This window comes from Mesorhizobium sp. M7A.F.Ca.CA.002.05.1.1, from assembly GCF_003998335.1.
Taxonomy (GTDB): Bacteria; Pseudomonadota; Alphaproteobacteria; order Rhizobiales; family Rhizobiaceae; genus Mesorhizobium.
Map to the genome: position 1 here is coordinate 1 of NZ_RZQI01001342.1, position 1,075 is coordinate 1,075.

The following is a 1,075-nucleotide window of genomic DNA, read 5'->3' on the forward strand; positions in this document are numbered from 1 at the left end:
GCCACGTCCTGCGCCGTCACTTCCTGGCCGAGCAGATTGCCGGACATGTAGTCCTTCTCCGACACGCCCCGCGCGCCCGAACGGCTGGCAATCATGGCGTCGGTCAGAAGCCCCGAGCGGATGCGGTCGGCGTTGACGGCGTTGGAGCGGATGCCATGCGCGCCATAGTCAAGCGCGTACTGCCTGGACAGGAACAGTGTCGCCGCCTTCGGCACGCCATAGGCGCCGAACTTCGGGCCGGGGTTGACCGCCTGTTTGGAGGTGTTGAACAAAAGCACGCCGCCTGTGCCCTGCTCGAGCATGATGCGCACCGCATTCTGCGCCACCGATTGGTGGGCGAAGAAATTGAGCTCGAAACTCTTGCGCAGGAGCGCGTCGTCGAGCTCACCGATGCGACCTTCCCAGGCGGCGCCGGCATTGGAAACCAGGATGTCGACACCGCCGAACACGGCAACCGCTCTGTCGAAGGCGGCACGCACCTGCGCCGGGTCGGTGATGTCGGCGGCGACGCCGATCGAATTGTTGCCGGCCTTCTTCGCCGCGTCGGCAGCCTTTTCGGCGTCGAGATCGACGACGACGGCATGGGCGCCATTGTCGGCGAACAATTTGGCTGTCGCTGCACCGATCGCGCCGGCGCCGCCGGTGATCAGCACCACCTGGCCAGTCAGTGGCTTCGGCTTGTTGGAGGCGAGCTTGGCCTGTTCCAGCGACCAGTATTCGAGCGGGAACAGATCGGCCTTGGAGAGCGGGTGGAAACGGCCGACCGCCTCGGCGCCGCGCACCGCCTCGATCCACATCTCGCCGACATCCGAGGCGATCTTCGCGTCCTTCAGCGTGCGGCCATGGCCGAACATGCCGAGGCCCGGCACCAGCGTCAGCCGCGGCATCTGGTCGAGCATGGTGCGCTTGACGTCGTCGAGCGCATCATTGGTTTCGAAATAGGCGCGATAATCCTTGGCGAACGCGTCGACATGGCTCTTGATTGCCACCTTGTAGTCACCGGCCTTGTCAGCATCGGGCGCCGGCAGCGCCATTGGGCCGGTCTTGATGCGGATCGACAGATCCGGTGTCGACA

General features: G+C 65.1%; 1 protein-coding gene. It reads right to left on the reverse strand.

Translation table 11 applies throughout. From position 1 onward, the window contains the following. Positions 1-1,075, reverse strand: a 1,075-nt coding sequence (locus tag EN939_RS35410; RefSeq protein ID WP_127271966.1) for an SDR family NAD(P)-dependent oxidoreductase, incomplete at both ends; no start/stop codon positions are given.